Source organism: Flavobacterium sp. LM4 (assembly GCF_002017935.1).
Classification (GTDB): Bacteria; Bacteroidota; Bacteroidia; order Flavobacteriales; family Flavobacteriaceae; genus Flavobacterium; species Flavobacterium chungangense.
This window is the reverse complement of record NZ_MUFW01000002.1, coordinates 677,807-704,189: the sequence shown is the minus strand read 5'-3', so window position 1 is coordinate 704,189 and position 26,383 is coordinate 677,807. Positions and strand designations below refer to the sequence as shown.

Annotated in this window: 20 protein-coding genes, 3 pseudogenes and 1 riboswitch; of the genes and pseudogenes, 17 read left to right on the top strand and 6 right to left on the bottom strand. The window is 33.9% G+C overall.

Features of this window, described 5'->3' with window-relative positions; genetic code table 11:
- Positions 1 to 178: 178 nt before the first annotated feature.
- The 7 genes and pseudogenes from BXU10_RS16850 to BXU10_RS25805 all read left to right on the top strand — a co-directional run.
- Complete coding sequence (locus BXU10_RS16850) at positions 179 to 829, top strand: Crp/Fnr family transcriptional regulator (RefSeq protein ID WP_078228668.1); 651 nt, start codon at positions 179 to 181, stop codon at positions 827 to 829.
- Positions 830 to 956: 127 nt separating this feature from the next.
- Positions 957 to 1,328 carry a helix-turn-helix transcriptional regulator gene (locus tag BXU10_RS16845; protein WP_078228667.1) on the top strand — a complete coding sequence of 124 codons (372 nt, stop codon included), beginning with the start codon at positions 957 to 959 and terminating at the stop codon, positions 1,326 to 1,328.
- 214 nt (positions 1,329 to 1,542) lie between these two features.
- Positions 1,543 to 4,917: a pectinesterase family protein gene (locus BXU10_RS16840; RefSeq protein ID WP_078228666.1), complete on the top strand. Its 3,375-nt coding sequence runs from the start codon at positions 1,543 to 1,545 to the stop codon at positions 4,915 to 4,917.
- Positions 4,918 to 5,277: 360 nt separating this feature from the next.
- Positions 5,278 to 5,377: riboswitch (SAM riboswitch) on the top strand.
- A gap of 254 nt (positions 5,378 to 5,631) precedes the next feature.
- Positions 5,632 to 6,078, top strand: coding sequence for a carboxypeptidase-like regulatory domain-containing protein (locus tag BXU10_RS16835; RefSeq protein ID WP_078228665.1), 447 nt, complete (start codon positions 5,632 to 5,634; stop codon positions 6,076 to 6,078).
- Between the two features lie 41 nt (positions 6,079 to 6,119).
- Complete coding sequence (locus BXU10_RS16830; protein WP_223255504.1) at positions 6,120 to 6,557, top strand: TonB-dependent receptor plug domain-containing protein; 438 nt, start codon at positions 6,120 to 6,122, stop codon at positions 6,555 to 6,557.
- Between the two features lie 204 nt (positions 6,558 to 6,761).
- Positions 6,762 to 7,565: a hypothetical protein gene (locus tag BXU10_RS16825; protein ID WP_078228663.1), complete on the top strand. Its 804-nt coding sequence runs from the start codon at positions 6,762 to 6,764 to the stop codon at positions 7,563 to 7,565.
- A gap of 174 nt (positions 7,566 to 7,739) precedes the next feature.
- Positions 7,740 to 7,874, top strand: a pseudogene (locus BXU10_RS25805) (hypothetical protein); the annotation flags it as partial.
- A 497-nt stretch (positions 7,875 to 8,371) separates the two neighbouring features.
- On the opposite strand, the gene BXU10_RS16820 reads toward BXU10_RS25805, so the two are convergent.
- Positions 8,372 to 9,043: a TetR/AcrR family transcriptional regulator gene (locus BXU10_RS16820; protein WP_078228661.1), complete on the bottom strand. Its 672-nt coding sequence runs from the start codon at positions 9,041 to 9,043 to the stop codon at positions 8,372 to 8,374.
- A 148-nt stretch (positions 9,044 to 9,191) separates the two neighbouring features.
- Between BXU10_RS16820 and BXU10_RS16815 the strand changes: the two are divergent.
- Together BXU10_RS16815 and BXU10_RS16810 are read left to right on the top strand one after the other, a co-directional pair.
- A pseudogene (locus BXU10_RS16815) lies at positions 9,192 to 10,085 on the top strand (bestrophin family protein).
- The gene (locus tag BXU10_RS16810; protein WP_304529079.1) at positions 10,075 to 10,749 is read left to right on the top strand and encodes a carbonic anhydrase family protein; all 675 of its coding nucleotides are present in this window, start codon (positions 10,075 to 10,077) and stop codon (positions 10,747 to 10,749) included. Before BXU10_RS16815 ends, BXU10_RS16810 begins: the two are co-directional and overlap by 11 nt.
- A gap of 531 nt (positions 10,750 to 11,280) precedes the next feature.
- Here BXU10_RS16810 and tnpA read toward each other — a convergent pair.
- Positions 11,281 to 11,640: pseudogene (tnpA, locus tag BXU10_RS16805) on the bottom strand (IS200/IS605 family transposase); the annotation flags it as partial.
- A 528-nt stretch (positions 11,641 to 12,168) separates the two neighbouring features.
- On the opposite strand from tnpA, the gene BXU10_RS16800 reads away from it, so the two are divergent.
- The 7 genes from BXU10_RS16800 (at position 12,169) to BXU10_RS16770 (ending at position 21,276) form a co-directional block, all read left to right on the top strand.
- Positions 12,169 to 13,539 (top strand): heme-binding protein, encoded by a 1,371-nt coding sequence (locus tag BXU10_RS16800; RefSeq protein WP_078228658.1) that lies wholly within the window; start codon positions 12,169 to 12,171, stop codon positions 13,537 to 13,539.
- An 84-nt stretch (positions 13,540 to 13,623) separates the two neighbouring features.
- A complete protein-coding gene (locus tag BXU10_RS16795; protein ID WP_078228656.1) occupies positions 13,624 to 15,342 on the top strand; it encodes an alpha-keto acid decarboxylase family protein in 1,719 nt (572 codons plus the stop codon).
- 46 nt (positions 15,343 to 15,388) lie between these two features.
- The gene (locus tag BXU10_RS16790; RefSeq protein WP_078228654.1) at positions 15,389 to 17,383 is read left to right on the top strand and encodes a hypothetical protein; all 1,995 of its coding nucleotides are present in this window, start codon (positions 15,389 to 15,391) and stop codon (positions 17,381 to 17,383) included.
- Positions 17,384 to 17,403: 20 nt separating this feature from the next.
- The gene (locus BXU10_RS16785; protein WP_078228652.1) at positions 17,404 to 18,918 is read left to right on the top strand and encodes a ferritin-like domain-containing protein; all 1,515 of its coding nucleotides are present in this window, start codon (positions 17,404 to 17,406) and stop codon (positions 18,916 to 18,918) included.
- A gap of 16 nt (positions 18,919 to 18,934) precedes the next feature.
- Positions 18,935 to 19,522, top strand: coding sequence for a hypothetical protein (locus tag BXU10_RS16780; RefSeq protein WP_078228650.1), 588 nt, complete (start codon positions 18,935 to 18,937; stop codon positions 19,520 to 19,522).
- Positions 19,512 to 20,426: a DUF692 domain-containing protein gene (locus tag BXU10_RS16775; protein ID WP_078228648.1), complete on the top strand. Its 915-nt coding sequence runs from the start codon at positions 19,512 to 19,514 to the stop codon at positions 20,424 to 20,426. The genes BXU10_RS16780 and BXU10_RS16775 overlap by 11 nt, the downstream gene beginning before the upstream one ends.
- Before the next feature lie 10 nt (positions 20,427 to 20,436).
- Positions 20,437 to 21,276 (top strand): DNA-binding domain-containing protein, encoded by an 840-nt coding sequence (locus BXU10_RS16770; protein ID WP_078228646.1) that lies wholly within the window; start codon positions 20,437 to 20,439, stop codon positions 21,274 to 21,276.
- A 395-nt stretch (positions 21,277 to 21,671) separates the two neighbouring features.
- Here BXU10_RS16770 and BXU10_RS16765 read toward each other — a convergent pair whose 3' ends face one another.
- Complete coding sequence (locus BXU10_RS16765) at positions 21,672 to 22,400, bottom strand: LytTR family DNA-binding domain-containing protein (RefSeq protein ID WP_031453289.1); 729 nt, start codon at positions 22,398 to 22,400, stop codon at positions 21,672 to 21,674.
- A 10-nt stretch (positions 22,401 to 22,410) separates the two neighbouring features.
- Complete coding sequence (locus BXU10_RS16760) at positions 22,411 to 22,740, bottom strand: hypothetical protein (RefSeq protein ID WP_031453290.1); 330 nt, start codon at positions 22,738 to 22,740, stop codon at positions 22,411 to 22,413.
- Between the two features lie 466 nt (positions 22,741 to 23,206).
- Between BXU10_RS16760 and BXU10_RS16755 the strand changes: the two genes are divergently transcribed.
- On the top strand, positions 23,207 to 23,623 hold the full coding sequence (locus tag BXU10_RS16755) for an adenylyltransferase/cytidyltransferase family protein (protein WP_078228643.1): 417 nt from the start codon (positions 23,207 to 23,209) through the stop codon (positions 23,621 to 23,623).
- Positions 23,624 to 23,884: 261 nt separating this feature from the next.
- Here the strand turns inward: BXU10_RS16755 and BXU10_RS16750 are convergent, their stop codons facing one another.
- Positions 23,885 to 25,087, bottom strand: coding sequence for an ATP-binding protein (locus BXU10_RS16750; RefSeq protein WP_078228641.1), 1,203 nt, complete (start codon positions 25,085 to 25,087; stop codon positions 23,885 to 23,887).
- A gap of 265 nt (positions 25,088 to 25,352) precedes the next feature.
- Positions 25,353 to 25,742, bottom strand: a complete 390-nt coding sequence (locus BXU10_RS16745) for a response regulator transcription factor (protein ID WP_078228639.1) — start codon at positions 25,740 to 25,742, stop codon at positions 25,353 to 25,355.
- Positions 25,743 to 26,383: the final 641 nt, after the last annotated feature.

The window sequence follows — 26,383 nt, the reverse complement described above, 5'->3', positions numbered from 1 at the left end:
TTTAACAGATCTTCCTGCGTTGTAATTTTCAGAGCTGCATAAAGGTAATGGTACAGATACTGTTACCTTTTTTTTAACCTGAAATGTATAGTTTGTTCTTATTGTATTCAGAATTTTTTACGCCTCGTCCTGATACTTAACTTTGCAGAAAATTTTAAATTATTGCGACGTTAATTCTATGATACCAGAAAAATCAAGGAGAGTTTATAAAAGAAAAAAAATCAAAACTGAACATTTAAAAGATTGTGGAATAATAAATCTGTATAGAATGATTATTTCTTATATCTATATCAATGATACAGAGTGGCAATATTGTCAGAGTATGCTTAGCAGTTCATTTTTTTTTAAAAAAAGTATGCTTCTAAATGAAAATGATGATTGTGATAAAATCTTTTTTGTAGTGAGTGGTCTGTTACGCATTTATTTTGCAGACGAAAAGGGTGAAGAGAAAACCTTTCACTTCTGTCTGGAGAATACTTTTGCCACCGACTATGAAAGTTTCTTAAAAAATGTGCCATCCAATCATTCTATACAGGCAATGGAAGATACTGTTGTTATCGTTATCTCCAGAGAAATGCTTCACAATTTTTACAATACAGTCAGGTATGGTGAGAAACTTGGCAGACTTATTACTGAGGAATATTTTTTTATTATTAATGATAAAATTAAAGCTCTTTATACCAATTCACCTAAAGAGCGTTATGTGTCTATGAACCGTCACTTTCCCAATCTTTTTCAGCGTGTACCTCAATATTATATAGCTTCATATTTGAATATTACTCCTGTCCATTTAAGTCGGTTAAAATATACCTTGCGGAAAGATGCTTAAACGCTTAACATTTGTTATTGTGCGTTCTCATTTAACTTTCTTTATTTGCTGTATTCAGGAATTACTGTTTTACAAATAAGTAGTGATTTAGATTTAATAATAGTTTGATACTAAATCAAAAAATGTGATGAGTAGCAATATAAACGATAATATAAGAAGTATCAGAGAACTTAAGAATTATACCCAGGAATATATGGCTGTGCGATTGGGAATTACACAAGCCGGTTACAGCAAAATCGAAAAAGGAAATGCCAAAATGAGTTTTGAGAAGTTAGAAGAAATAGCGGCTGTTTTTGAACTTAGTGTAGAAAATATTATAAGTTTTGAGACGAATCTTCATATAACAAATACTGTTAAAAGAAACAGTATGCTGTCAGATAACTATGGTCTTATGAATTTAAATTTGCTTTATCAGGACAAAATTATGCTGTTGGAAAAGTTACTGCATAAAACTGATTCTGAACTTAGATGCTATAAGGACAAATTTGGGCTATTGTGAACAATTTTTATCTTACATGTTAAATAGCATCAGTGCTGAAATTTAAGTTTTTAAAAACTCACAGATGTTATAATGGTTTGATTGACAAATATTTGTTTTTACCCCTTGTTTAATAGTGATATGTCTACTGTATTTGTATATGGTTTTTTATAGTTTTGTTTTAACAGGAAAGTACTTAATCTGTAAAACTATTATCTAACCAAAACCAAAAAGTATGAAACAAAAAATTTTACTATTAGCTTTTTTAGCTTTCTTTTCGATACAACTGAAAGCACAGACCTACGATATCGTAGTTGCCAAGGATGGAACAGGTAATTATACCACTGTACAGGCAGCCGTGAATGCAGCTCCTTCTAATAGTTCCACCAGAACTAAAATTTATATTAAAAATGGTACTTATTATGAAGTAATTACGATTCCTTCAAATAAAACAAATCTGACCTTCGTAGGACAAAGTTCAACGGGAACTATTTTGACCTATAATAACTATGCATCCAAAATTAATCCGGCAACAGGAGCTGCTTACGGAACCTCAAATTCGGCAAGTACTTTCATCAATGGGGCAGGTTTTTATGCATTGAACCTTACGTTTGCTAATTCATCCGGACCTGTTGGACAGGCAGTAGCTGTTCGCTGTACTGCGGATAAAGCTGTTTTTAAGGACTGCCGTTTTTTAGGAGATCAGGATACTTATTATCCTCACAGCGGTAGATCTTATCATGAAAATTGTTATTTTGAAGGTACTACAGACTTTATTTTTGGAGGAGCCATCGCTTATTTTCAAAATTGTCAGCTTTACACAAAAGGGGGAAGCTCTTTAACTGCAGCTAATACTGCATCACATTTAGCATATGGCTTTGTATTCAATAATTGCCAGATTACAGGTTCAGGAAGTAATATTACGGATCTTGGCCGCCCATGGGGAGGATATGCATCGGTTACCTATATGAACACAAGTATGACTAATGCTATTAAAGCAGTAGGGTGGAATGACTGGGGTAACGCTGCTAATCAGGCTACGGCACGTTTTGCAGAATACAGTAACTCAGGAGCCGGTTATGTTCCGTCTTCAAGAGTTTTATGGGCAAAAAAATTAAGTGTTGCTCAAGCTGCCTCTTATACAAAATTAAATGTTTTAAAAGCAAATAATGCCAATCCACAGGTTACCGATAACTGGAATCCTGATACCATCATTAATTCTGTTACATTAGGAGCTGCATTAATAAAACACGGAGCTGGAGGTTCTAGTCAAACCATAGCGATAAATACTGCTATTACAGGCTTTTATTATAACTGGGAAAACGCTGCCACAGTAACAATATCAGGATTGCCATCTGGAATCAATGCGGCTATAGATAATTCGGCGAAAACTATAACCTTCAGTGGAAAACCAACTGTGAGTGGCACTTTTAACTATACAATTACCACAGTTGGCGGGACTCCAAATGTTACAAAATCAGGAACTTTAACAGTTACCGCATCGACTCAAAAGGCTACTGCAGCTCTAGCGGTTACTTCACCGGCATTTCCGGGTGCCGAAGGTTTTGGACGTTACACCAGCGGTGGTCGTGGCGGACAGGTAATCTATGTTACCAATCTAAATGATTCAGGTGCTGGAAGTTTAAGGGCAGCCGTTACAGAAACAGGAGTGAGAACAGTACTGTTTAAAGTATCCGGAATCATTGCGCTTAATTCAGATTTAAGAATCAATAATGGAAATATCACCATAGCAGGTCAGACTGCTCCGGGTGATGGAATCTGTCTGAAAAATTACTCAGTAAATGTAGATGCTGATAATGTTATCATCCGATATCTTCGTTTTCGTATGGGCGACCAGGCACAGCATGAAGGAGATGCCATTGGCGGCAGGAATCATAAAAACATTATTATTGACCACTGTTCTATGAGCTGGAGTACAGACGAATGTGCTTCATTTTACGACAATGAAAACTTTACTATGCAGTGGTGCATGATGTCTGAAAGTTTGCGCGTGTCTGTTCACGACAAAGGAACTCATGGTTACGGTGGAATTTGGGGAGGAAAAAAAGCCTCGTTTCATCATAATATGCTGGCTCATCATGATAGTCGTAATGCCCGTTTTTGCGGAAGCAGATACTCGGCGCTTCCTAATCTCGAGATGGTTGATTTTAGAAATAATGTTGTTTATAACTGGGGCGGTAACAGTGCTTATGCTGCTGAAGGAGGATCGTATAATCTTACCAATAATTATTACAAAGCAGGTCCCGCAACAGCTTCAGGAGTAAACGACCGAATTATTTCTCCCAGTGCGGATGATGGATCTAACTCTCAGCCAGCAGGTGTCTGGGGTAGTTTTTATGTCAATGGAAATTATACTACTGCAAATTCAACTACTTCTGGCGATAACTGGAATGGCGTCGATCCTAATCCATCTTCAAAAAGTAAAACGGAGCTTCGTGTAAATACTGAATATAATTTTGGTGAAATGACTACACATTCTGCAACAAATGCCTACAACAGAGTATTAGCATACGTAGGAGCAAGCTTTAAGCGTGATGCGGTGGACAACAGAATTGTATCAGAAGCAACTAATGGAACCTTTACTTATACTGGTTCCAACGGTAGTACTAAAGGGCTCATTGATACACAATCTGATGTTGGAGGCTGGCCAACCTACAATTCTACTACAGCACCTACAGATACAGATAAGGACGGAATGCCGGATAGCTGGGAAAATGCCAATGGTTTAAATAGCAACAATATTTCAGACGGAACAACTTATACATTAAACTCGGTATATACTAATCTGGAAGTGTACATTAATGGATTAGTAGCAGCGATTACTTTTAGTCAAAATCAAAATGGAACTGCTAATTATACAGATCCGGTTGCAGCAAATACTGAAATTTCGATCAATGAAAATGAAACGGGTTTCTGTTTTGTTGAAGGCACAATAGACAGTAATAATGCCGGATATCAGGGTACTGGTTTTGCCAATGCTAATAATGCAGTCGGTGCAGGAATTGAATGGTTTGTGAATACTTCTTCCGGAAATTATATCCTTCGATGGAGATATTCTAATGGAGGTACTACTTCAAGAGGTGCTAAAGTAATTGTAGATGGCGTTACTGTGGCTACTGCAGCTTTTAATGCTACAGCCAATTGGACAACCTGGGCCGAAAATTCCAGTTCTTTGGTTACTGTAGCGCTTTCTGCCGGTACTCATAACATAAGATTAGAAGCCACAACAGCATCAGGTTTGGCTAACATTGATAAGATAGAAGTAGAAGGGATTAATCCTGTCGCAATTAGTTGTGGCAATACATCTAAAAATGCTGTTTCTGACAATACACTTGATGTAGCTCTGGAGGTTAAAGCTGAAGTGAAAATATATCCTGTACCATTCAAAAATGAATTTTATATAGATTTTGGTACTATTGGAAAAGTCAAACAGATTTCGATATTCAATATGCTTGGACAACAAATTTACACAATAAACGAAATTACTGATACAACTGTAAAAGTGAACATGAATGCCAGTGCTGGTACTTATGTAGTTAAGATATTGACCGAAAAGGGTATCATAAATAAAACCATTATCAAAGAATAAGTTTTTATAAGCTTAAGTACTTTTTTTGTTAACCCTGTCAGAAGCTAAAATTTCGGATAGGGTTTTTTATTAATTCTCCTAAACATTATTTAATATCTGGGAGCAAGTGAATATTAAAAAGTAAAACATACTGGGTATCTAAATTTTCCAAATATTGAATAAAGCATGAATATTCTGTGTAAAATAATAATATCTACTTTTTTTAAGTATAAATAAGTATTTGTTATACAGTTAATTAATGTTTTTGTGAAATATTTTTGTAAAAAACATTTTAAAATATATTAATTATATAGAATTAATATATATTTATATATATTTATATATATTTATATATATTTGTCAGGTAGAAAATTTTTACATGACTTATCCAGAAAGACTGAGGGAATAGGCCCGATGATGTCTTAGCAACCTGTTACCAAATAAGGTGCTAAATCCTTCGGCTGCGGTGGACAGATAAGAAAGATTTCCTTAGAAAATCTGAATAAGCTCATTATTATTAAATTTTTTATCACTTACATGAAAACTGAACTATTATTTTTAGATGCCCATTCCAAACAATTTAATCTGCTTTTAAAAGAAGACTATTCTAAAGTTTTCCGAATGCAAAATCGTTAGTCTTTTTTAAACCCTGTCCTGTTTTATCAGCATTATTGATAGGCCATTTCAACATCGGCCCTGGGGATTACTATATCCAATTTTTAAAAACAAAATTCAATGAAAAAAATCTTACTAGTTTTAATTTTTTTGTTCAGCATACTTCCTGGAATGCTGAGTGCACAGGATCGAACGATAAGCGGAACCGTGAGAGGTTCTTACAAAGGAGAGCCTTTACCGGGAGTTACCATTATTGCTACAGAAAGTGGGAAATCTGCTGTCACAGATAGCAATGGAAAATTTTCACTATCCATAACGAAACAAGACAAGTTGTTGTCTATCAGTTATATTGGTTACGAAACGCTTGAAAAAAATACAGGTTCCTCATTTAATGACATAAGACTTATACCGTCTAGTACAGCTTTAAAAGAAGTACTTGTAGTAGGTTATGGTACGCAAAGCAAAAAAGAATTTACAGGTTCAGCTGCAAGAATTACGTCTAAAACAATTAAAGATATTCCGGTTCAAAGTTTTGAACAGGCACTGATTGGGAAGGCTCTGGAGTAAATGTTTCTAACCCGAGTGGTGTATTAAATGATGCTCCGGTAATTAGAATTCGTGGGGTAAATTCAATTTCCTTAAGCACTTCTCCTTTAATTGTTATTGATGGTATTCCGGTTAATTCCGGTGATGTGTCCACAACAAATTCGGTTGCCAATAACCCACTTTCAGATATAAACCCGGCAGATATTGAATCTATTGATGTTTTAAAAGATGCCGCGTCAACCTCAATTTACGGTTCTCGTGCTGCCGGTGGAGTTATATTAGTGACAACAAAAAAAGGAAAAGCAGGTAAAACTAAAGTTACCTACGATAGTTGGATTGGAATTACCAGAGCTACCCGATTACCGGATCTTCTGAATAATACACAATACGAAGACATAAAAAACGAAGCGGTATTCAACAGCAAAATATTAAGTGGTAATGAAAATAACGCTGCTGTAGCATCAGCACTTTTCTTTCCGTCTTTTAATGCTGATGGTTAACGTGTAAATACTAGCTGGAAAGATCAGGTATACCGTGACGCTGTTTCTCAAAATCATAGTATCAGTATTTCGGGAGGAACAGATAAAACCAGATATTTTTTCTCTACCAATTATTCTAAACAGGAAGGAATTACAAAAGATAATGAATTCGAGAGAAAAGGAGCTAGGTTTAATATCGATTATGATGTAAACAGATGGCTTAAATTGGGTGGAAATCTTTCGTATAACAATACTTTTAATCAGGCACAAAATACAGGTTCATTAAGCAGCAGCGGATTATTATTAATTGGTGCGGCACGTTTAGCTTTGGCACTTCCTCCAAACGTTGCTGTTTATAATAATGTAGGTTTATATAATTTAAGTTCTACAGGAACTACAAGTTCGGGAAATAACTTATTTACCAATACATTATCGCATCCCGGAGCATTGTTTGATAACAGTAAATACACCAGTTCCAACGATCATTTTGTTGGAAATGTTCACGCAACCATTACCTTTTTTGACGGATTTAAATTTGACAGTAATTACGGAATCGACAGGCTAAGAGCAGAAAATATAACCTATTTAAGTCCAAATCTTGGATCCTCGGCATATGCAACAGGCGGATCTTCAACTAATATTTCTATTTTAAGAAATAATTACAATTTTACAAATAGCCTTTCTTTTGACAGACGTTTTGGTAACAATCATCATATTTCAGCATTGGCAGGATATGATGTTCAGAAGTTCGAAAATTCATCCTGGGGGGCAAATCAAACCAATGCTTCAGATCCTTTCTTTGAAAATTATCAGGGGACCTGGGGAACAATAAGATCAGCCGGTAACAGTTTGTCAGAAAGACTTTTTCTATCTTCTTTTTTTAGGTTATCGTATGGCTATGCAGGGAAGTATTTTATTACCGGCAATTTCAGAAAAGACGGAAATTCTGCCTTGGGTCTAAAAAGCAAATACGTGAATTTTGGAGGAATATCTGCCGGATGGTCCGTTAGCGAAGAAAGTTTTTTTTAAAACAGCAAAATCACAGATTACGTAAGCTCGCTTAAATTAAAAGGAAGTTGGGGAAGAGTGGGTAATGGAAACCTTTCATCAGCGTATGCTTCACAAAATTTGTATGGTTCCTCAATTTATGGAACAGCTGCAACCTTGGCAATTTCTCAGGCAGGAAATTAAGATTTAGGATGGGAAACCAGTGATCAGACAAACATTGGTCTTGAAGCAGGTTTCTTTAAAGACAGATTACAATTGACAGCAGATTATTTCAATAATGATGTAAACTTCCCATATAAGATCAAATTGACAAACACAAGTTTGAAATAATAAATTATTTTTTTCTAAAGATTAAGTATCTCATATCACAAAACTGTTTTATGAGATACTTTTTTTAATGAAATATAAATCCATCTCCTGATGTTTACTAATTTCAAACAATCTTGAAAAATAAGTTCTGTTTGAATTTTAATTACTTGTTTACTAGTGTTGTAGTGTGTTTTGTTGAATTATCTAATGACTTTTAGGAAGGCTCAGCAGAATCTTATATTTCCTTCCTACCGGTAATTCAGCACTATTCAAAAGAATAATTTTGTTTTGCTTTACAGATGAAATATATGATTTATGATTAAAAAAATCTGATCCCGATCTACGAAAAATATCTCTTGGAGATACTGTACGATCTTACCTTACTTTATGAACAGGTATTTTATTTTTTAAATGGAGAATATGTAATACATGTCTCCTTGTATTTTGGAGGTATATACATTGAATAACTATGGATTTGGGAACTTCCAGTATAAATAATGTTCAAAACAATATGATAATTAATCCAAAACTTTAAATAACAAATCTTCAATGAATTGTGCTGTAAATTCTGTGTTTGTTTTTGAGGAAGCGTCCGTAAGTTTTGGTAAATTAACACTAAAGTACTGCTGTTGATGTGCTGTTTCAATCAGGGTAGTACTGAGTGATCTCGGATATTTATATTTTGAATTATACTCTGAAATAACTTCTGCTATTTTTGAGCACAAATCCTTATAAGGCTTAAAAACCTCATTTTTATTGATTTCTGTAACTTCTTTTACTAAATATACTTTACTGCTTTCCGCAATAACGATTTGATTAAGAAGCTTTTTATTATAATCAAATTGATTTGTACTTTCTGCAAATTCGTGAGTAAGTAAATTCACGATTATTTTTAATCTTTCTTTTTTATCAAATACGTTTTCTAATTTAAAAGTCACTAAAAATTCCATATAGCTCCAATACCAATTAAGAATGTAAAGCAAAAGGCGGTGTTTATTTTCAAAATATCGGTAAATGGTGGCTTCTGTACTGTGTATTTCTATGGCCAGTTTTTTAAATGTAAATTGTTCAAAACCAAGTTCATAAATAAGGTCAATGGATTTTTTTACCATCAATTTACCTAATTCGCTGCTTTCAGGATTACGCAAGAAGATTTTATCGTTTATATCAAACTTTGCTTGAAATTCCATATCAATTACTGTTTAAGCAAATATAGTGAAACATTTAATGTTTAAAAGTAAATATATCTTAAAAAATATTTAACAATTATCTATAATAGTATTACTATCATTTTAAATAGTTTTGTTATTTTTACATAACAAACCAAATCTAAAGTTTATGCTAACCAATACTAAAATACCCGTTTCCTATCTTTTCAAAAAGGTCAAGTATGAAATTCTCTTTGTATTAATTATTGGTTTATTGGTTCATTATCTTACGACTCAATTCGAAAATATTATTCCGATAATGCCTATAGCGATACTTGCATTTATAGGAACAGCAATTTCTGTGATTCTTTCTTTTAAACTCAATCAGTCTTATGATCGTTGGTGGGAAGCAAGAAAAATATGTGGAAGCATAGTTAACGATAGTCGTAGTTTTGTACTGCAATTACAATCCTTTGTAGCCAAAGAAAATCAAACCGAAATCAGAGAAATGGCCTTTAGGCATATTGCATGGTGTTATAGTCTGGGGCAGGGTTTACTCGGACTGGATCCTGTTGAAAACCTGGAAAACTTTATTACGGGGGAAGATATGCAGGAAATAGAAAAACAAAGCAATAAGCCTTTAGCACTTTTGTAGTTGAATACACTTCAAATAGCGGCATTGAAAGAAAAAAAATCAATTGATATTTTTTCGCAAGTTAAATTAAATAATACTTTGGTTAATTTTTCAAACTATATGGGAATGGCTGAACGTATAAAAAGCACTGTTTTTCCTACAACCTATCATATTTTTTTACATTTCTTTATCTACATCTTTATTGTTACGCTATCAATTGCGTTAAGGGATATAGAAAGCTATTTTGAAATTCCATTGTTATTAGTTATTTCGACTACATTTTTTCTCTTGGAAAAATCTGCCACACATCTGCAGGACCCCTTTAGAAATCGTCCGACAGATACACCAGTAAAATCAATTGCCAGAACGATTGAAATAAATATTAAGGATTTATTGAAAGAAAAGGATATCCCTAAACCACATCAGCCAGAAAAATTTTATTTATCATAACCTTGTAAAATCAATCAAAATGAAAACGTTAACAAAAGAAATGCAAGCTGCTATTACTCCCTCTTTAGCTTTAGAATTATTGAAGGAAGGAAACCAAAGGTTTGTAAGCAACTTAAAAATAAATCGTAATCTTTTGCAACAGGCAAATGAAACTTCAGAAGGACAGCATCCTTTTGCTGTTATTTTGAGTTGTATAGACAGTAGAACTTCTGCAGAATTAATTTTTGACCAGGGACTTGGAGATGTTTTTAGCGTACGTATTGCCGGAAATATTATCAATGAGGACATTTTAGGCAGTATGGAATTTGGCTGTAAAGTGGCAGGTTCAAAAATTATTGTAGTATTGGGCCATACCAAATGCGGGGCTGTAAAAGGTGCCTGTGATCATGTCGAAATGGGCAATTTAACAGCACTGCTTACAAAGATAAGACCAGCAGTTGATGATGAAACTGAAACAAAAGAAAACCGAAATTCAGGTAATCCTGAATTTGTTGAAAATGTATCGAAAATCAATATTAAACGAACTGTTAAATCAATCATGGAGCGTAGTCCGATCTTAAAAGAAATGATTGAAAAAGGAGAGATTGGAATTGTTGGCGGATCTCATGATATTGCATCAGGAGAAGTAACCTTTTATCCTGAAACTATGATTTTTGGGTCTTAAAAATAGAGCATTATCATTATCTTTTAGTCAGCTTCAAAGATGTAATAATAATTAAAAACTCTAAAAAAGTGTATTTGTTTCCTTATTAAAACATAATTAAAAACAAGGGCTGTCTGATAAAGACAGCCCTAATAGTAAGGAATTAATTTATTTTTTTGATACTTCAATAGAAACTTTTCTAAACTCTTTTCATAGTTTTTCAATCTCTAAAGAAGTACGGCTGCAACTAAAATTAACTGGGCTTGAAGAGGAAAGTAAAGATTTAGAGGAGCTTTTAAATAATGGTGTAGAGAGTCTCTTAAAACTTAATGAATGTTACAATATTGGAAACTGGATAGGGTCAAGACACTTAATAGGTCCTATTTTTCCTGAAAAATTTACAATTTAAAAAAATGAGTTTCGAACTGCTAGGGTTAATGAAGTAGTATATCTAATATATTTGATCAACAGTTTTTTATCTCTAATTAAACCACTCTGCACTGAAAGTGCAGAGGTTTGTTTGACGATGGACTGAAAGTCCCTCTTTCTATTTCATTCAAGAATGAAATTTGAATTATCATCCCCTTCTTTTCTTCTATGATGCTCTAAATATTCATTTACCATTTCATCAGTAATATTTCCTATACTTCAAACTCCGTAACCACTTGCCCAAAAATGCTGACCCCAGTAATGGACCTGAAGATCTGGAAATTCCATTTGCAATTTTCTTGAGGTACGTCCTTTTAAACTTTTTAGAATCGAACTAACATTCTTCTTTGGTGCACACTCGATATGTATGTGAACATGATCTGAACTCACAACTCCTTTTAAAATTTCAATTCCTTCAGCCTCGCATATCTGTATTAAAAGTTCACGGCAACGCTTTTGAATATCTCCCTTCAAAACTTTAAACTACTCAAACAACATGACATGTTAATTGGTTTACTGTATACCAACCTTTTCTTACATCTGTACTCATAATCTAAAGATAAAGATTTTTTCGAATTACTAAAGTACTGCAATAAATTGCAGGGTTTTAAACCCCAATCTGAGACCAATAAAAAAGGGACAAAGAAGAATTTTTCCTCTTTGTCCAAAGTAGTAGCGGGAAGCATTCAATTATCTAACCAGTTTATTGAGAATTATTACAATGTTTTAACATGTGCATTTTAATTGTCTCTCCGCTTTTTTGCACATCTATTCTTTTCAGATTAAATACCGGGTAGCAGTTAGTAAATATATAACGAAATGGTCTTATGCTTTTATTTCGACCTCTCGTGGATAAAAATCCCGCACTCGTGCCTTTTTTTTAATTTGAACTATGGCGTCATAGTAATTTTATTAAAGAAATGAGATAAGATGCATGCGCCAATTTGACTCAGAATCACTTTCCTAAACAAGACGTAACTAACCTGAAAAGGACCAAAATACATAAAAAAAATGGAAAATTCAAACGGCTTACAACAGCAAACATGCCCGTATCACGCTCAACAAGCAGCTGCAGCAGCGGTAACAGCACCATCAGCGGTAATTCCAGACATTACAACTCCGCTTGTATCAACAACGAATCAGCCGCCGGTTATTGGTACTTCTAATCTGGGACTTTTAAATAATTTTATTGGTACGTGGAATAGTCCTACGGGAGCAAATGCTACAGGTTACAATGTTATGCCTTTACCTCAAACAGATGCTCCAAATGGTTACATCACTAAAAACTTTCCTTATTTTGAAGAAATCTCATTTTCGGCTATAGCCGGCGGGGCACCAAATAGGGAAGGGCAATATACACAGGCAAGCAGTGTACTATTTTATGAACAAAGAGTGTACATTGCCAACAATGCCGATCCAAACGGAGCACAGCCCATTCAAAATACTTTAATTCATGCAGAGAACGGAACATGGCTTTATCACGTAATACAAAACCAGGTTGAAGGCCCTTATGGTCCTGGTTTTGTTCCAGATTCAAATCCAATTCCGGTACAAAATCCGGCAACGCAGTACAACAAACAAATTTCGGTTCCTCATGGAGTTTCGGTTTTAATGACGGGAGGACCAGTTGCTTCGGGAACAGGAAATCCGGTTTTTCCAAGCGCAGACAAAACTAAATTACCGTTTACAGATCCTGCTATAATTGATCCGTCAACGTATTTGACACAGCAATTGAATGCATTAAACAGCCAGGGGATTACTGTTGACAGTTACTCAAGTATTACAGTAAGTACTAGTAATGAAGGAGGTGCAGTAAGCAATATAAATTTTGAAAATTCCTTTGGAAAAGTGCTTTCCATGAACACCACTTGGTATGTTGAAAATTTAAGTAACGGAACGACTCAGTTACAATACATTCAAAATATTGTTTTACAATTTTTCATTAATAATATGCCAACTCAGTTTCTGCATATTGATGCGAATACGCTGCAGCTGGTAGAAACTTTTGTTCCGGTTAATGCAAATCAGACATGGCAGAATACGGGAGTTGCAGTACAGCCAGGTAATACAATAACAGTAAGTTACGAATCGGGTCTATGGACGGCAGATCCTCAAACGAATAATGGTAACCTGTATGACGCAAACGGATGCCCGGACATTATTGTAACACAATCAGGATATCCTGTTCAAAATGTAAATATGGGTGCCCTTATAGGACAAGTTGGAAATAACGCTCCATTTTTTATTGGAAATGGACCCGTTACAACTCCTGCTGGTCAAAGCGGACTATTGAAGTTATGCATCAACGATGATTTAAATGCTGAATACGGAGCCGGATTAGCGGATAATACTGGTAGTCTTCAGGTACGTATAAAAATTTAAAAGACTAACATAAATCTCTTCAGTTTTATTACTGAAGGGATTTATTACCGAAAACAAAATACTCCTAATTCTAATAACCAAAAAATGAAACCTGCCAAAGAATTTACGGTCGCAGATTATCTGCTAACCCGACTCAAACAATTAAATGTCACCGAGGTTTTTCAAATTCCGGGAGATTATGTAAAACATTTTACACAGGCTCTGGAATACTTTGACGGAATTGAAACCATTGGGACTTCAAATGAACTAGATGCTTCTTATGCGGCAGATGCTTACGCACGTACCAGAGGTTTAGCTGCCGTATCTTTACAATATGGAGTAAGTACTTTCAGTGCATTAAATGCTATTGCAGGAGCTTATGTAGAGCGCAGTCCTGTTGTTGTAATTAGTGCTACACCCGGAGCCGATGCGCGACAAATAGGTAGTATGTACAATGTTCTTTATCATCACTCTACAGGTAATCTCAATGCAGATCAGGAAGTGTATGAAAGAGTTACTGTTGCTGCCGAGACATTGAGTACTTCTGCAGGCGCTCCTGAAAAAATCGATAAATTACTTATCGCAGCGCTTACACATCAAAGACCAGTGTACATAGCATGTTATAAAGAAGTATGGGGCGAACCTTGTCCAAAACCTTCTAATAAAAAACTGGAGGCTGAAATCATAAAAAGCGAACCAGCAGCGCTTGAAAATGCGGTTTCTCAGGCGTGGTCACAAATTAGCCAGGCCAAAACACCTGTAATTTTTGCAGGTGTAGAGCTTTTGAGACATAAACTAACCAAGCAATTAGAAGAACTTATTAAAGCAAGCGGAATGTTGTACACTACAACTTCACTCGGAAAAACGGTTCTGGATGAAAAAGGGGATAAATTTATTGGTACTTATTCTGATCAGGCTTCAATACCAGAAGTTATTAAGATAGTCGAAGCTTCAGACTGTATTTTATCCTTAGGAACTATTATTACGGATGATTATTTATGGCTGGTAGAAAATAAATTTTCGGATATGATTCAGGTAACAACTCAGGAAACGAGAGTTGGTTATTTTACCTATTCGGGAGTAACTTTAAAAGACTTCATCGAAGCCTTGACAGAACGATTTAAAAAAGCTTCAGGATATCCTTTAAAAGCAATAGCTCCGGCTCAGCCAAAATTCCCGGAACCATGGCGATCTAACTCAGATCCTAAATACGATGTAACTCCGGAAGTAATAACGTTTAACCGCTTTTTTGAGCATGCTACATCTTTTCTGCAAAAGCAAAAAATGCTGGACGATATTGTAATGACTTTTGGTGTAAGTTCATCAATGTATGTGGCTACCAATATTTACGGATTATCTCAAAACGCCTATATTTCTTCGGCTGCGTGGCAGTGTATTGGTTTTGAAACCGGTGCAGCTTCAGGAGCCCAGCTCGGAAGTGGCAAACAGGCCTGGACTGTAGCCGGTGACGGTGGTTTTATGATGATCGCACAATCACTTTCGACTCTTGTAAAATACAACATCAACTCCGTAATTTTTGTGATGAGCAATGGAGTATATGCTATAGAACAGGTTTATGTAGACATGGACTCGTTTAAAGCAGGACCGGATCATAAATTTGACGAATTTGATATTCTTCCAAAATGGGATTATCAGGCACTTGCCAAAGCATTTGGTGCAAACAGCTATCGTGCTGAAACCGTTTCAGAGTTAGATGAAGTACTTTTAAAACTTAAGAAAAAAACAAATCTTCCAACCTTGGTAGAAATTGTGATTCCTCAAAAAGATCTGGCACAGCAAATGGCAAGACTGGGAAATGAATAAAACCATTATCTATAAAAACTACTAAAAATTTAAAAACCATACTATCATGAGCAAAAAAACATACTCTATTTTTGGAGCAGGTGCAGCCGGACTCTATACCGCGTGGAGATTACTTGATGGGAAATCTAAACTCAACAAAAACGAAAAAATGCTCGTTAAGGGCGATGTATTAGAACTTTACGACTGGGGGAAATACGATTTTTCTAAAAAAAATCCGGGAACAAGAGAACCTGGTGCACGTGTTTGTACATGGCATTATAAAGATGACAAAGACAATTCGTACCTTGAATTAGGAGGTATGAGATATTTATATTGGGATGGCACTCCTGAAGGACCGGGACATCGTTTAGTGACTAAAACCATAGAAGAATTGGATTTAAAGAAAGATTCAGTTCCGTTTAATGAATCAGCAGACCCATTGATGTCTTTGCGTTCTAAAAACATGTATATCTCAGATATTAATTCTAACCAGCCAGCTCCCTATTTCGCAAACAATTACGCTCAGGATGCTCCGCCAGATGATGGTTTTACAACGATACAATCTGTAGCGATCACGCAAACATCTGGGCCGACTACGCGAAGAGAATGGTGCAAATTTTATGAAGAAGGAAGAATCAATATTGACATGCCCGATAGTTCGATCTTTCAAAAAGGAGACTTATTAAAAGAAATTGGATATTGGAACCTTGGTTATGATATGCTTGGACAAGAAGGATTTGGTTATTTATCTGATGGTAATGGCTATAGTTCAAACGTAGTAAACAGTAATAGTGCTCAGTCATTTAATGTCAATGACGAGTTTCTTCCGGGAACAGAATATAAAACTTTAATAAAAGGATATTCCAGCTTATTTGACAGCTTATTTGAAGAAGTTGAAAAATTGGCAAAACAAAAAGGAATCACACTAAATTATTATCCAAATGTTAGGCTGCGTTCTATTGTGCACACTAAATCTGGAGTGAATTTTACAACTGCAACACGAAAAGATCCGGATGCACTTGCAGAAAGAAAAAAATGTGATGCCGCATTTCTTGCTATGCCTAGAGCAGCAATTGATTTAGTGGCGCAGGCAAGCAGATACAGTGATGATGAAGGAACGGATGTATTAAATCATGAAAAAGTGCAGCTGTATTTAGAGTCTGTATTAATGGAGCCTTCATACAAAATAGGGATGTTTTTCGATACACCTTGGTGGAGAACAACCGAGGCAGGAAGCCCAACTTATCCTGCAAAACTTACAAGTTATTTCTTAACACAAGAAGGAATTGAGAAATTAAAAAAAGAGAATTTCCCATCTAAATATCTTAAAGAAATAGAAAAGGCTAAAAACCCAGTTATTATAGCAAATACCTTTAATGATAAAGCCAGTTTTATAGCCGCTGTAGAAAACGCCATTCAGGAGCGTTTAACTTTTAAAGAAGAAAAACAAATTGCAGCTATTGCTGAATTAGATACTATTGGCCCAAGTATTACAGATATGCCTATTCGTCAAGTAGTTTATTTTGGTGATAACGCCAGAGACGGAAAAGGAAAAAAAGTGTACGGTATTTTGGCCAGTTATGATGATATTCTATACGCAACTTTCTGGAAAGCTCTAGAACTTGGACCAGATACAACGCGTGAAATTCCTGAGTCAAGAGATATACAACCGCTTGAAGGGCCAAGAGAAGCTACTCCTGTAATGGTAAAAATGCTTCGTTCACAGTTGGCATCATTGCATTTTGGACCGCAGGCTGATTATTCGTATGTGCCTGAACCTTTAGAAACAAAATATATGGACTGGTCGCTTCCTCCTTTTAATGCAGGATATCATGCCTATAAATCGCATTATAATTTAGGTGATGTGCAAAGAAAAATTAGAAAACCATCTCAGCTCGTTCCAAATACAGACTGTGAAATTTTTATTGTAGGAGAAACCTATTCAAATGATCAGGCTTGGGTTGAAGGTGCATTTTGTACTGCCGAATCTGTTTTGAATGATTTCTTTGGAATCGAACCTATTATTGACGAAAAATACTATCCATTTATCAGTCCGGAATAATCTATTTTAACCAAAAACAAATGAAAACCAAAAAACTTTTTAACTTTTCTAACTCGGTAACAAAAGAGAATATCAAAGAGGTAATGCAGCAGGCAATTGCACTGGAGCTTGCTACAATTCCCACGTATTTATCGACCTATTATTCGATAAACAGAGCACAGGATCAGGATAAACTGTATGCTAAACTTCATGCGCAGCTTTCACAATCCGGTGAACGTACCGCTGCCGAAATTGACGAACTGGCGCAAGAACTGAAGGTTGATATATTAGTTTATTCGAATAAATCGGCTGCCTTAATTATGAGCGTTGTGATCGAAGAAATGCTGCACCTGGCACTTGCCTGTAATGTAAAACAGGCGGTTTGTCAGACAGCACCAGATTTGTTAGGGATTGGAAAAGTACTAACATTTCCAACACAATTAGACGGACATATTCCTGAATTTCAAATTAATGCAGCAAAATTGTCATTGAAGCAGCTGACTACATTTTTACAAATTGAAAGCCCTGAACCATTTAAAGATCCTTATGCAAATGCACAATTGCTGGATACGGTTGAATATCAAACAATCGGTCGTTTGTATGAAATGATTATCAAATGTATAAAGGAGGATTTCCCGGGACCTTATAATTACAGACCCCAATTGCTTCCTCCGGATAATCCAAATCGTCCGAGACCGTATTATTCTCAAAATTCAATGAATACGGTACATTATGACAGAGAGCACAACCCTCAATTTGCTAATGCAGATGATAGCGGCGGACTTGTTGGAGTACATGACGCTCATTCGGCAATTGATGCGATAGAACGTATCATTGATCAGGGAGAAGGGAAAAGTAAATACAAGCAGCATACCTTAATTTGGGGCGAAAATAAAATGCCGGTACCAATGGATATTGTCGATGGCAAGGTAGAATTTTGGGAAGGCGATTATGATGATTCCGGGAAAGAACCTGCTCATTTTGCCAAATTTCTTGAAGCCTATACACTTGGCGGGCATTATCAGCAAAAGTTTCGTAACATTCAGGGCTTAGATGATTTCTTCAGCTATTTTGTATATGACACCGATGCTAATCCTAAAACAGCTGATTATAAAGCTTCGGGCAATCAGGCATTGGCATTATGTTCACAATTAGGGAATGCAGTTTTTGCTTATATTCTTTTAATGATTGAAGCCTGTTATTATAAAGACGAAAGTACACAATACGATTTATTCATTTTTGGTATTCATAAATCAATGATCTGGCTTTTGAGTGGAGTTGGTAACCAAATTAATCAATACACTTATACTAAAGGCAATCAGGCTTATAAAGGCGCTTTAACATTTGAACCCTTTTCGTTTGAACAAAGTTTCTTAAGACCAAAAGCACAAATCATGAGTTTAGTGGATCAATTGGCAAAAGCCGATCCTGTTAATTGGGGCTGGGCCATAAAAAGCGAAAACTATTTCCCGTCTTTACCAGACGTAGGATTGGATTACAGTATTGAAGCCGATATTCCTAAAGTACCAGGTACACCTTTTAGATACAATCATTAATATAAAAATATACAACATGTCAGAATTAGTAACAAAAGAACTTCATGTATGCATGGGGCTTAATTCATGCAAAAATGCGGGATATTCAGGAAATAATGATTGTGCAGGTCAGGGCGATTGCTCAACAGCAGTTGGTCATCCTTGCCACACGTTAAATGCTTGTAAAGGGCAGGGAGGCTGCGGGATTTTTGGAACTACAGAAGAACTTTGCCATCCCGGTGAAAATGATTGTCGTTATCAAGGCAGCTGCGGTGTGCCTATTTTGTCTTCTCGTTTTATGGCGCAAGGCCCTAATAAAGGACTTAGCGTTTGGCAATTGGCCAGAATACGCTTTGAAGAAAAAAGAAAAGAAAACGGAGAATCTTTTGGCGAAGCTCCACAGCAATACGGACCAAGCGATGAGTACGTAAACTCAATTCGTGGTACTTCGGGTGTAGATTATTCTTCTTGCGGACAAAGCGGTTCAAGATCTTGTTCCTACATCAGTAACCCTGCTGAAAGAAAAATTGCGGCAGCACAAAGAGTTTTGAAAATGGAAGAAGAAAGCGCTAAAAAATTACCAGAGAGTCTTTCAAATTGTCAACCCAAAAATAATGGACACTAGACTTGGATTACCCAATTTAGGATTGGGATTAGGACTCAGAAGCCAACATTTTGAACATATTCTGGAGAAAAACCCTGCCGTAGACTGGTTTGAGGTAATTTCTGAGAATTTTATGGATTCACATGGACGTCCGAGATATATTTTACAACAAATAGCAGAAAAATATCCCGTGGTAATGCACGGGGTATCGCTTTCTATAGGAAGCACTGATCCTTTAAATTTTGATTATTTAAATAGTTTAAAGCAACTGGCAAGTGAAGTCAGGCCAGCCTGGATCAGCGATCATTTATGCTGGACAGGAGTTTTAACGACCAATTCGCACGATTTACTTCCGCTTCCGCTAAATGAAGATTCATTAAAACATGTTTGTAACCGAATTAGACAAGTTCAGGATTATTTAGAACGACCGCTGATTGTAGAAAACCCAAGTACCTACGCATCTTTCAATAATTCAACTCTTTCGGAATGGGAGTTTTTACGAATCATGACCGAAGAAACAGCTTGTGGATTACTCCTTGATGTAAACAATGTATATGTATCTTCTTTTAATAATGATTTTGATCCCGTAGAATACATCAACGGAATTCCACATGATAAAATAGTTCAAATGCATTTGGCAGGTCATCAAAATTGTGGCAATTATATTATTGATACACACGATAGAGAAGTAAATAATCAGGTTTGGAAATTATTTCAACTAGCTTATCAATTAGCAGATCAGGCATCAATTTTATTAGAATGGGATGGTAATATTCCAGCTTTTGATGTGTACCATTCAGAATTACTGAAATCAAAACAATATATGGATGCAGCATTTGTTGGAGTTGAAAAAGAAATTTTTTCTATTGATAAAGAACAGGTTTCAAACCCATTGAATCTATTTGCGGTGAATAAATTTTTATAATACTCCAAAGATGCAGAAAACGGTAAAAATACCATTAAAAGACTTTCAGCAATGGATGCAGCAGCTTTTGGTCGATCCCTATCAGCAAACAGGAGTAAATCCTGATGATTTGCTTTCGAATGCCACAAATGCAGCTTCAATTGAAGATGTAATTTGTCATTCAGAAAAACTTACGGCTCAGGAACATTTAGCTATTTACCAGCGAAGTTATATTGCACGATTACGAAATTGTATGTCACAGCAGTTTAGTGCATTGGAATATGCTTTAGGAGAAGCGATTTTTTGTGCTTTCGCTGATGACTATCTTGCTTCAAACCCCTCAAATAATTACAATTTATCTTTTTTGGGAGCCCATTTTGCAGAATATCTGGAAAACAACAGACCCGATGCCAATGAAGATATCAAAGAAGACTGGATTGATTTTATGATTGAACTGGCCCGTTTTGAATATGCGATTGGTGTTCTTTTTGAAGAGAAAGCAGAAGAAAATTACCAGCTGGCAGCAATCGATACATCCGAAGAGCAACTAAAGTTGGTGCCTGTATTTACTTTATTTAAGTTTCAGTTTCCAGTCCGAAAGTACTATTATGAATTCAAAAATGGGAAAAATCCCGCTCTTCCTTTTGGAAAAGAAAGTTATTGTGTGGTGTTAAGGCACAAATTTAAACTGTCCATTTACGATCTGCACAAAGAGCAGTATGATTTTCTGTGTTTTTTAAAAGAGAATAAAAATATGATTGAGACAAAAGAATGGTTTAATATTCATTATAAAGAGAATACAGTCCAATTCGAACAGGTATGGAGCAGTTGGAAAGAACGCTGGCTGGATGCTCATTTTTTTAGAGTGTAACGAGATTTTATCAGCTAAATCCTAAAATCGACAGAAAATAAAAAAGCAAAATTCAATAATGCGAAGCATGCTTTTCTTTTTATTATAAGCTGGCGGATATAGAGTTAATAAAATTGTTAGAATGGGGTAAATAAAAAAGGGACAAAGAAGAAAATTTCTTCTTTGTCCCAAGTAGTAGCGGGAAGTATTCAATTATCTAACCAATTTTTTGAAGATTATTATAGTATTATAGCATGTGCTTCTTAATTTTAATTTTGGGATATTATGATAACTAGTTTGAAGAATAAAAAGTGAACACTCACTTTGAAGTATCAAACTATTAAAAGAATAGATTGACATATAATAAAGATTCGATAATGAATTTACTGTTTAAGTTGTTGTAAATCAATATGTATTTAAAGCATGTTAAGTCGCTTCATAAGCTCTGGTCTATTTGATCTACTCACCGGAATTACATCTTTTGCAATTAAAACACTATTATCTTCGATATCAATTATTTTTTTTATATTAATTATATAAGTTCGATGAACTTTTAAAAAAGAAGATACTGGAAGCTTATCTTCTATTTTTTTTAAAGTAGAATGTACAGTATAATTTTTATTTTCGGTTTTTATCAAAATATAATCTCCTTTGGCTTCAATTAAATTGATAGATGAAATGTTTATTTTTATAAGTCTTCTATGTATGTTTACATAAAAATCAGTAGTAGTATCACTAGGCTGGATTAAATTAGTATCTGACATTCCATTGGAAGAAGGGAGTATTAGTTTTTTGGCTTCTATTTTATTAATTGCTTTTAAAAATCGCTCTTCAGTAATTGGTTTTACCAAATAATCGACAATACATTTATATTCAAAAGCTTCGATGGCGAAATTTCTATCTGAGGTGATTAAAATAACTAAAGGTGGATTTTTAATGGTCTGGATAAAGTCAAAACCTGTAAATCCAGGCATATGAATATCTAAAAAAATAATGTCTATTGGAATAGTACTTTGATTAAGAAACTTTAAAGCTTCCATTGCATTTTGAAATTCATCTATAAAATTTAAAGCAGGATGTTTTGTAATCATCTGACCTATAATTGCCCTTGCAAATGCTTCATCATCTATTAAAATACAATTCATTTAGGTAAGTTTATAATGAATCGACAAAATCTTGCATTGTACTAAGTATTTCATCAAACTCTACTTTTAATACTTCTTTAAAAGCTACAGATTGTTTTTTTAAGCTAATTTCAAACTCTTCAGCAAGATAATAACTTTTTTCCATTCCCATAATGCTTATTTTATGTTTTATCTTATGAATAATTTCTGCAGTACCTGTAAAACAATTATTTTCAATTTTACTATGATATTCGTTTATTTCTAAAGGTAGCTCTTTTTTTAGGGTACTAATGATTAATTGCTTAAAAGCCATATCATCTCCCGAAAGATTATTTATATAGTTAAGATTTGGCTGTTCCATTAGTATTAAGAATTAAGAAAAATGGGATTATTTTATTTAAATTACTATCTATTCAAATTTGATTATAAAAAAAAGAGATTTATTCAAATTACATACGTGTCATGTATGGCTCTTAGTAAAAGTAGTAATTTTTTTTCAAAATAGATATTGTATATCTTTAATTTCCCTCTATTTTATGATAAAATACGTGGTAAATTCTCTTTTTTAAAATTATTTAAGCATAGAATTTGATTTCCAAATTGTTATTTGTATTGTACTACATTCTAAACTGTGATAGTAATATATCTATAGAAAACTACCACTGGCCGACATACTAATTCCATTTATCTAAAAACATAATGAGACATTTGTAATAGAAATATATTTGTATCAGAATTGAAACTTAAATTAAAGATTACAAGAGTTTTATGATTATTTTTTAAAATAACTTAACAAATTTTAACAATGAAATCAGGAAAGAAAAAAAATTGGAATTACATTTAGTTCATTCGATTTATTGCACGCGGGGCATGTTCGTATGCTTGAAGAGGCAAAAATGCATTGTGATTACTTGATTGTTGGATTACAGACTGATCCCACTATAGACCGACCAGAAAAAAACAAACCTATACAAACAGTAGTAGAGCGTTATATCCAGTTAAAAGCCTGCAAGTTTGTAGACGAAATTATTCCATATACAACGGAAATTGATCTGGAAGATATTCTTCAGGCACTACCTATTGATGTTCGTATTTTAGGAGATGAATATAAAAATGTGGATTTTACAGGTCGAAAATATTGCGAAAAAATGGAAATTCAGTTGGTTTTTAACAAGCGCAATCATCGATTTTCAAGTAGCGGGCTTAGAAAAGAAGTATATCTATGCGAAGCTATAAAATTGTAATAAAATTTCGAATTGGTAAATGAATAATTTTAAAAGCTGGTATTAATAGGAAGATTTTTTTTTGATTCTTTAACAGTTCGATTAAGAGTTTGTAAATTCTCGATATGCTAAACTTATAAAGCACTAGCTAGTTAAGTGTATAATCTTAATTTTAAACCATGAGAGAAAATCATAAAAATATGACTGAATTTTTAAATGGAAAGAAGTTCAATTGTTTTCTATACAGACTAATAACTAAATACATGTAAATTAAATCTTACTTTATTTTGGTAAAACAAAACAAAAACAAACACCTTTTTCATGATTCTCTCTATTCTTCAAGTAGATACTACCATTCATGCGATCTAATATTGCTTTAATTGTTGCTAAACCAATGCCAGCATTCTTAGCATATTTTGAATTTACAGTTTCAAACAATTCAAAAACTTTTTCCCAATATTCTTGTGGTATACCAGGGCCATCGTCTTCATAGAGAAAAGAAAAGTCAGTTTCATTTTCTGTTAATGTTATCCAAACATTACATTCTTTTTTATCGGTATGTTTTATCGTATTAGATAAAAGATTTTGAATAATTTGTACAAAACCTATTTTGGAATGTCTTATAACTGCATCACAATTAATGCAATTTACATGAATTGGAGTATGTAAAGCACCATTATTCAGTATATATTGAACTATATTTTCTACGTTAAAATCTTCAAAATAAATTTCATCATTATTAACCTTCGTATATTCTAAAATGCCATTAATTAAAAAGTCCATGTATTCATTACGAGAATAAATTAAATCAATCCATTCTTCGAGTTCAGTATCCTTAATAAGTGTTTTATAATCTTCCTTTATAAACATGATTAAGGAGTTTATACCACTAATCGGAACTTTTAAATCATGAGTAAGTCGATGAGCAAACTGATTCAACTGTGTATTTTTTCTAAAAATTTCATTGTTTAATTCTTCCAAAAATCTATTTTTTTTTCGGAGTTCAAGTTGTGAAATTACTTGATTTGCCAGTGCCTTTAAGGATTCCTTCTGGCTCTCTGTAAGATCTTCTCTTGGTTTTGTATCAATAACACAAAGAGTTCCTAAAGCATAACCATCCTTAGTATTTAAAGGGGCACCAGCATAAAATATTACATGAGGATCATTAGTACTCAATGGATTGTCAAAAAACCTTTCATCTTTAGTCGCATCCGGAACAATAAACAATTCATTAGGGGTATTAATTGCATGCGCACAAAAAGAAAAATCCCTGGGTGTTTGAGTTGCATCTAAGCCATGGTGCGATTTAAACCATTGCCTGTTGTGATCTATTAAACTGACCAATGCGATAGGTGTGCCACAAATTGCAGCTGCTATTTTCGTCAGGGCATCATATTCTTCTTCGGATATTGTATCTAGTATATTATAATCTTTTAAGGACTTTAAACGAAGGTTTTCGTTATTAGGAATTTCAGGTTTGTACATACAACGGAATTTTATATAATCGATTAAAATAAATCTTAGATATTCACGGAAATACACCATTTCATAAATCAAAAATACTAAATATTATTACTAATTTTCATATTTTCATAAAGTTAAATTTATCTCTAAAATAGGACAAAATAGGAAGGAAGCATAACTTAAGAGTTTTTTACGTTTAATTTCTGTTTAGGCCTGAAATTAAGATGCAAAAAAAATGCCTTAATGCTATTGTGTTAAGGATCATAGTATTTAAATCATGAGTTTGTTAATCGTTTTTTTGGGCAGTAATTAAACGTTTTATTCTAAGTAATAACTCATTTGGATTAAATGGTTTATACACAAAATCATCGGCTCCTAAATTGAAAGCTTTTAATATGATTCTTTCTTCTTCTACACCTAAACAAGAGAGTACGATTATTGGAATGTGTTCAAAATTTTCTTTTGAATAGTCAATGATTTCTAATCCTGAACGGAAAGGCAGAATTATATCTGTAATAATCAGATTAGGTAAAAACTCCGCAATTTTTTCTATTGCAATTATACCATTTGGGCATGATGTTACCTCATATCCATCTTTTTCTAAGATATACTCCAGAATTTTTGTTGTTAATACATCGTCTTCGGCTATTAATATTTTTAAGTTTGAATTTTTCATTTTAATTAAATTATTTAGTAATAGTTAAATAAATTTTTGAGTTATACGCTTAAGTAATTTTATAAATAATTCATTATTAGTTATTTTTATTAATTGTTATTTTAATGTCAATGTTTATAGTTGTTTATAACATTAGATGGAAAAACTAAATACAATTAGTTGATTATCAAAAAACAAATAAGTGTGTAACTCAATAAATTTTAATATTTGATTCTCTTTCATTTTTAAATCAGTTCTATTAGACTAAGGTTATGGTATATTGGGCTGGCTTTACAATCATTAAGTCTTTTTCAGTTTTTATTAATAGATCTATTTAAAAACGAACAACCGTAATTCATTCATTTCTTAATAAATTTTAGGCATTAATTATTTTAAATATCAAGGGTTAAACTTTTATAATTTTAATTTTTTAGTATTGATTTTGGCGTAAATCTGTTTTTATAAATATTATAGAACTGTTTTGTAAATCTTTTTTAATAATCTCATTAACAATTGGTAATTTATTTTTTTTATGCAATTAAATTGTAATGAACAAGGTTAAGTAAAGAATATTTAATTATTTTTTTTACAGAATTTAATTACAATTAATAATTTCGTAATAAGAAATATTAAAAGCTCCCTGGGGCGAGGAGCTTTTAAAT

Coding starts and splice junctions, on each gene's coding strand:
- BXU10_RS16850 (WP_078228668.1), top strand. CDS start 179: ATGATACCAGAAAAATCAAGGAGAGTTTATAAAAGAAAAAAAATCAAA.
- BXU10_RS16845 (WP_078228667.1), top strand. CDS start 957: ATGAGTAGCAATATAAACGATAATATAAGAAGTATCAGAGAACTTAAG.
- BXU10_RS16840 (WP_078228666.1), top strand. CDS start 1,543: ATGAAACAAAAAATTTTACTATTAGCTTTTTTAGCTTTCTTTTCGATA.
- BXU10_RS16835 (WP_078228665.1), top strand. CDS start 5,632: ATGAAAAAAATCTTACTAGTTTTAATTTTTTTGTTCAGCATACTTCCT.
- BXU10_RS16820 (WP_078228661.1), bottom strand. CDS start 9,043: ATGGAATTTCAAGCAAAGTTTGATATAAACGATAAAATCTTCTTGCGT.
- BXU10_RS16800 (WP_078228658.1), top strand. CDS start 12,169: ATGGAAAATTCAAACGGCTTACAACAGCAAACATGCCCGTATCACGCT.
- BXU10_RS16795 (WP_078228656.1), top strand. CDS start 13,624: ATGAAACCTGCCAAAGAATTTACGGTCGCAGATTATCTGCTAACCCGA.
- BXU10_RS16790 (WP_078228654.1), top strand. CDS start 15,389: ATGAGCAAAAAAACATACTCTATTTTTGGAGCAGGTGCAGCCGGACTC.
- BXU10_RS16785 (WP_078228652.1), top strand. CDS start 17,404: ATGAAAACCAAAAAACTTTTTAACTTTTCTAACTCGGTAACAAAAGAG.
- BXU10_RS16780 (WP_078228650.1), top strand. CDS start 18,935: ATGTCAGAATTAGTAACAAAAGAACTTCATGTATGCATGGGGCTTAAT.
- BXU10_RS16775 (WP_078228648.1), top strand. CDS start 19,512: ATGGACACTAGACTTGGATTACCCAATTTAGGATTGGGATTAGGACTC.
- BXU10_RS16770 (WP_078228646.1), top strand. CDS start 20,437: ATGCAGAAAACGGTAAAAATACCATTAAAAGACTTTCAGCAATGGATG.
- BXU10_RS16765 (WP_031453289.1), bottom strand. CDS start 22,400: ATGAATTGTATTTTAATAGATGATGAAGCATTTGCAAGGGCAATTATA.
- BXU10_RS16760 (WP_031453290.1), bottom strand. CDS start 22,740: ATGGAACAGCCAAATCTTAACTATATAAATAATCTTTCGGGAGATGAT.
- BXU10_RS16750 (WP_078228641.1), bottom strand. CDS start 25,087: ATGTACAAACCTGAAATTCCTAATAACGAAAACCTTCGTTTAAAGTCC.
- BXU10_RS16745 (WP_078228639.1), bottom strand. CDS start 25,742: ATGAAAAATTCAAACTTAAAAATATTAATAGCCGAAGACGATGTATTA.